The organism is Neptuniibacter sp., assembly GCF_024231755.1.
Classification (GTDB): Bacteria; Pseudomonadota; Gammaproteobacteria; order Pseudomonadales; family Balneatricaceae; genus Neptuniibacter.
In genome coordinates this window covers 1-6,512 of sequence record NZ_JAAEQH010000224.1, presented here as the reverse complement: position 1 = coordinate 6,512, position 6,512 = coordinate 1, and the positions used below count along the sequence as shown (strand labels likewise).

The 6,512-nt window shown below is 44.7% G+C and carries 2 protein-coding genes; both read left to right on the top strand.

The features are described 5' to 3' along the window. Positions 1–1,553: 1,553 nt before the first annotated feature. Complete coding sequence (locus GY843_RS11795) at positions 1,554–2,234, top strand: hypothetical protein (RefSeq protein WP_297309820.1); 681 nt, start codon at positions 1,554–1,556, stop codon at positions 2,232–2,234. Positions 2,235–2,745: 511 nt separating this feature from the next. Further along, the gene (locus GY843_RS11790; protein WP_297309815.1) at positions 2,746–5,226 is read left to right on the top strand and encodes a hypothetical protein; all 2,481 of its coding nucleotides are present in this window, start codon (positions 2,746–2,748) and stop codon (positions 5,224–5,226) included. Positions 5,227–6,512: the final 1,286 nt, after the last annotated feature.

The window sequence follows — 6,512 nt, the reverse complement described above, 5'->3', positions numbered from 1 at the left end:
TGTGTGCCTGTGTGTCTGCGCGTCTGTGTGTCTGTGTGTCTGTGTGTCTGTGTGTCTGCGTGCGCATGCGCGTGCGCATGCGCGTGTGCATGCACGTGCACATGTGCATGTGTGCGTGTGCATGTGCATGTGCATGTGTGTGCAAGGGCATGTGCATGTGCATGTGCATGTGTGTGTGTGTGCATGTGCATGTGCATGTGTGTGTGTGTTTTTTGCTAAAAAATCAAGTTTTCAATAAAGGTATGTATATCATTTGCAAAGAAACAGTGTATTTTGGCTTCCCTGCTGCAGACTTTACGCCCACTGTCCTGTGGCTCAATAAACACCAGATAGATACCCTATGTCTCCAGAAGCTACCACCTAGCTAGCTGCGACTTTTGGTAAGCTGTGTTGGTTTCAATACCTGCTGAGTTATTTTAGCAAGGAACTCTCATAACAGTTCAGATGTGGTGTTCACTTGTTTGCTAGCTGCAAAGTCATGTTCTGCACTCTTGCTCAGTGAAGATGAAAAAATCTCAAGAAACTGCAGCCTAGATCAAAAAGTTGGTGAGCTCTGCTAACATTTATTCTTTTGGCATAAAATGGATCAAATAATTATGATCTTAGCATAGTCTAGCTATTCAACAAATTACGGTATAAACTCTCACACACACACACATGCACATGCACGCACACACACACACACACAGACACACAGACACACAGACACACAGACACACAGACACACAGACACACAGACACACAGACACACAGACACACAGACACACAGACACACAGATACACAGACACACAGATACACAGACACACAGACACACAGACACACAGATACACAGACACACAGATACACATACAGACAGTGCCTCTGCCCACTAGGCCACTTGCTTGCTATAGAATTATTTGAAACTGACATTGTTATGCTCTGTAAACGTTTCTAAACATTCTGCATTTAGGCGAAACTAAACCCTAAACGTGAAAAAAGACATGGACACAAACATTCGTCAAAGAAGAAGAAGAAAGCCAAGAAGCGAAAACACTATAAACGTGTTCGTGTGGTGACCAGTAGCAGTAGCAGTTCTGACAGCAGTTCCAGCTCCTCTTGTTCATCATCCTCCTCCTCCCTCAGCCCAGATGATAATGAGGATGAGGATAATGATCAGACTGGAGTAAGCTAAAAGCTGCGCGAAATACAGTGCTGCTGTTTGTAGTAACTTCAAGCAAATCCATTTTGCAGCTGCCACCACGGAATGTTAGAGGCTTTTTTGACCTGGAGGCCACTGAAGACTCTGCTGAGGAAAGACGCTCCAAACAGCAAAGACACCGGGCTGCTGTGAAACGCAAGCGTCCGGATGTTGGTGGGAAACACGATCCCGGCGAAAAACGCTCCACTAGATACCCTTACCGCCCTCTAGTAAGCGTTGACACCGTATAACCTCCAATAGGGCTGCAGCAGAATGTCAGTTAGTGCGGCTCCTATTAGAGGCTATACGGTATGCTGTACACAGGTACTTAGATATCTTGTTTTCAACGCCTTTTTGTTCCAGAAGCCTCAGCAAGTGGCAGAAGATGCTCGATTGGTGGGGACTCAATCGGTTGCTTGGAACCAGATGGGACCATTCCAAATGACGCATGGCGCTGTGGAAAGCATCTTCGAAGACCCTGATGCTATGCTCAATCCAAACATCCTGCAGGACCCTACTGGAGGACAAGGAGGTAATGGCGACCCTGCTTTGGAAAGTGAAGCTGAGGATAATGATGATGAGAATCAGGATTCAGAAATTACTGGTTATTTGAACTCACTAAATGATGTTATAGGAGAATACTACTTTGAAACCGCTAGAATTGCCGACTTTAATTTCCCTATTGCTGAATTAGACCTAGAAACGCTTGAAACTGTTTTGAGACAAGTATTCTCTAAATTGCAAGGAAGACAAATAGTGTTATCGTTGGAAGTAGGGTATCTTTTAAAGCACAGTCTAACAAATGAGCTTCGATATTTTTTTGCCTCTTGGAATACAATACTCGGAAACAGAAAATTTGCCATTACTGTAAACAATGATTCTTTGAATCAGTTGCTAGCATTTTTTCGAAATGTTGATTTGCAAAACTATCTAACTAAGCATAGAATGTCTAGTCCTTGGGTGCTTGTAAGGCCAACTAACCTTCGTTGCATTGCTCAGTTTCCATTTAGAAGTGATCCATCGGCAAAGGAGAGAAAAAAAGGCAACCACCAGTAAACTTCCAAGATTTTTGAAAAAACAACGGACTTTTGTTACTTTTGAGCCTAATGATAGTGCGCCATTTAGCTTCTTTAAATGTCTAGCTACAGCGCTTATTTGTTACGAAAAACGGCTCCTCAAGCTTAAAAGGGTAGACCGCTGTATAGAAAGAGCTAAAACTCTGTACAAAACTGCAACTGATGCTTGCTCCCACAGCTTGCTAACAGCTGAAACAGGGGTCATAAGTCAGGCGGTGTTACCAAGACTCTGCAATCTGTTTTCCCTTGCCATACGAGTTTGGGTCAGTGACAATTCAGGAGGAAACCGGGTGATGATTTTTGGACCATCATCAGATCAGTTGCGCTTTCCCCAAGTACATGTGTTTCTTTGGCAGACTTATCAGTATGCTCTTATTGTCAACCTGGAAGCCTTTGCAAATCATCGGGTTTGCTTCAAATGTGGCGAAATTTTTGACTATCAGTGTAACCTGGCTACTCATAAGAAACGCTCACACCCTGAGGGAGCAAATGTGGACCCAGAAGCTGGCATAGATGACTACAAAGCCTACAAGCGGAATTTCAAAGGTGGAATTTACAAACCGTACAAGATGCTCGTGGACCAGTTCACTGAAATAGGTATTGTGGTCATCGATCCAGAACAACAGCTGTTCAATCCATTTATCCTTGTTTTTGACATAGAAAGTCTCTTGCAACGTCTTCACTCACCAGAAGATGAGGAAGAAGGAGAATCGCTCAGAAACACCATGTTCACTCATAGGCACAAGCCAGTCTCTGTCTCAGTCTGCTCCAATGTACCTGGCTTTAGGTGCTGTGATTTGGTAAACTTTGCTGGGACTTCGAGATTCATTGAAGTTTCAGTGGAGTTTATGGTTGCTGCATCTGAAGAGGCAGAAAGGCTCTGTCACGAAAAAGCTCATTCTCTTTATCAGACTTTGGAAAATATCACATCAGATGCCTTGGTCAACCAAAAGCAGTGGATGGTCAATAAAGTGGCTAGACTTAGAAAACAACTCGATAGGTATTATAAGCAGTTGAGGTGCCTTACCTATAACGGAAGCAGCTATGACCTAGTCGCCCTTGTGAGGGAAGGCCTTTGTTATTACCTCAAAAAACATGATAGCACTCCAATGGCTGTGAAGCTGGGAAATCGCTACATCCTTATTTCAACTGAAAAACTCAGATTTCTCGATGTCATTCAGTTCTGCGGTGGAAAGACTTCACTAAGAAATTTTTTGCGCACCTGGGGAGATTCAACACTCCATGGCGAGAAACTCTTTTTCCCTTACTCTTCACTGACGAACACTGAAGATTTGTTTCGTGAAGAATTGCCTGCATATGATGAATTTTACAGCGACCTGTGTGGTTTGAATGTTTTAGAAGAAGAATGGATTAAATTTGAGCGTCTGCTAACAGTTGGACTGACTGAAAACGAAGCACTAGCTGAACTGAAGTTGCACGAAAGACCTAGAACTGGTAGGGAACACTACGAAATCCTTTGGAGGATTTGGGAAGAAAACAACTGTGAATATCTCTATCAGTTTTTGTTAATCTACAATAAGTCAGACGTGGAACCCCTGATGCATGCTGTGATCAACATGATGAAGCACTGGATGAACGAAGAGCAAATCGATCCATTTTGTAAAGCAACACTCAGCGGATTGGCCTTCCCATTGCTCATGAGAAACCTTGCAAAAGCTGGACTCGACAAAGACACTAATTTCTTCTGCTTATTGGACAGGGAGTGCTACGATCTCATTTCAGATTCAATACATGGAGGTATATCTCATTCCTTCAATCGGTTGGAATTCAGGGGTTACTCCAAGATTAAAGAACACAGATATGGCCCTGACGCAAAAACGATGAAGTCTGTGTATGCATTTGATGCCAACGGCTTGTACTCTGGTTGCATTGGCGAATTTGATCAGTGCTTGGGGTACTATGCTCACAGAAAGCGTGAAACTAACTTTCGAATCAGAACTGTGAATGGCAAGAATAAGTTGGCCTTAGCATGGCTCATGTGGTTGTCAAAGGTTGTTCTTCAGCAGTACGTACGAACCATGCTCTGCCTCGGAGGAGAACGAGTCTGTGTGGTGAATGGCAGAAGACTCTTTGCTGATGGATTCGTGATGGACCCTGGAGAAACACAAGGGACCGTCTATCTTTTTCATGAGTGCGAAATACACAGCTGCCCAACCTGCTTAGGTGAAGAAAAGTTTGAAAACGACCTTCATCCCCTCAAGAAAATTTCTCACAGGCAAAACTACCAAGAAACGAAAGACTATGAACAACTCTACTACAAGAACAAGGATGTAAAGGAGGTGCGTGTGATGTGGTCTCATCAGTTCAAGCAGATGATCAGGGAAGACCCCACAGTACGTGGATTTGTGGAATCAATCATGCTAGGCCCACCTGAGGTTGAACGGGAAGTGACTGAACAAAGAGTAGTGGAGTTAATTCGAGCAAAAAAACTATTCGGATTCGCTGAAGTTGACATCCGAGTTCCTGAAACACTGTACGACTACTTTGCAGAGTGGCCTCCTCTGTTTGCAAAACAAAAGCTTGGAGCAGAAGATTTGGATCCAAGACAAAAAGCTTTTGCAGAAAAACACGGTTTATTAAAAACGCCAAATCTGAACTTGGTGTCAGTAATGGAAGCCAAGAAGACAGTGATCCACACTGACCTGCTCATTTGGTATCTGGAACACGGTCTGGAGGTGACACGAGTACATTCCCTGACCCAGTGGAGATGTGGAAATGCCTTTGGTGGCTGGCTGAACAAGATCGTGGTTGGAAGAAGGGAGGCTGCCATCACTGGGGATGTTTTAAAGGATCTTACGAACAAACTCTTGGCTAACAGTAGTTATGGGTACGCTCTGCTGAATCTCGCCAAAAGACCCAAAGTTAAGTTTGTTGAAGACAAAAAATTGGATAAACTAATGAAAAGTCGATATTTTCGGAAAATGCAGCAAGCTGGTCCAAGTGTAGCATAGGAACCATTGTTATGGATATGCATGGTTATTGTTATGTACTAATAAGATTAAAAAATAATAATGAGTAAAAACTAAGAGCATGTGACCATTGGGCATGTAGCATGATGTGCATGATATGTGTTTGCTTGCATGTAGCAAGGAACTGCCTAAAATCGGCCAATTTGGTTTTGCAGTGCTTACAGTAATCTAGCTAGTTGATGTTCTGCTCGAGAATTTCCTGCGGTCTGCTTGTGGTCTTCTATCTGGCGCAGATGCCTTCCGACATTCCAGACCCGGGCAGAAGAACGAGCAGAACACCAAAACATTCGTTCTAATTTGGGATCTCAGACTCTGATGCTAGCTCTCTGATAGCTAGCTGCAAGGGCCGCCTTTGCATGCATTCGATACGGAGCTTTGTTGTTATAGTCGAGGCCGCTTTAGCTGTTTGGCGCAGCAGAAAGGTCAGCATCCGCATTTCCAGACAGCCCTGGTCTTTCAGCCATTCTGATAAGCGTTCAGCTGCATGAGAATGCTTATCTTACGGCCGGTCGACTGGCGCTTTTCAGTCAGTCGCTTTCTTTGCTCGCGTTCTGAGCGCCGCGTCTTGCTGTGTGCGCTCCAGCTGTGTAGAAGACTTCGCCAGGCCGCCGCTCCTCAGTTCCAGATCCGGGTCAGATATTTATCCAGTTCCTACTGATGCACGGACCCCCTGTCGAGCTGGGTCGAGCCACCGCTGTCGCTTGAGGTCTTCTCTTCCCCAGTTTTCTGAGTACAGGTAAGTAATTCTGTGTTTGTGTCATTTCCTTGTTTGTACTGTATCAGTTGGGGTTTACCCTGGCTCCACGATCTCTGATCGTGTACTTTTCTTCCACTTTATTCTCTCGTTTTGTCTAGTCAGTTTCATGCTGATTAGACAGAAATTATCTGCATTATTTTGGCAATTTCGTCTCTTGTCAGCCTGTGGTCAGCTGCTTTGCCGTGCCAGTTTTTAATTGGAAATTAGCTGCACATTTTGTAGTGGTTACTCTACCTGCTTAGTCACTGTCGCTAGATAGCCACCACTACAGAAGATCAAGGACCGAGTGCTGACAAAGAGGGGCCGCTTTGACCCAGATGACATGAGCCAGTTCAGAAGCGCTGCTCCTAGTGGGTATGGGCCGTCAGACGACGAGTGAGGGACATTCATGGTGCCAAGAGGGCGAGCGCTGAGAGCAGTGAAGAAGACGACGCCCCTGAGTGCTCCTGGAGTCGCTACGGGCAGCGTGACTGGTCAAGACGATGAGAATGACTCCCAGTTGCAAAGACCC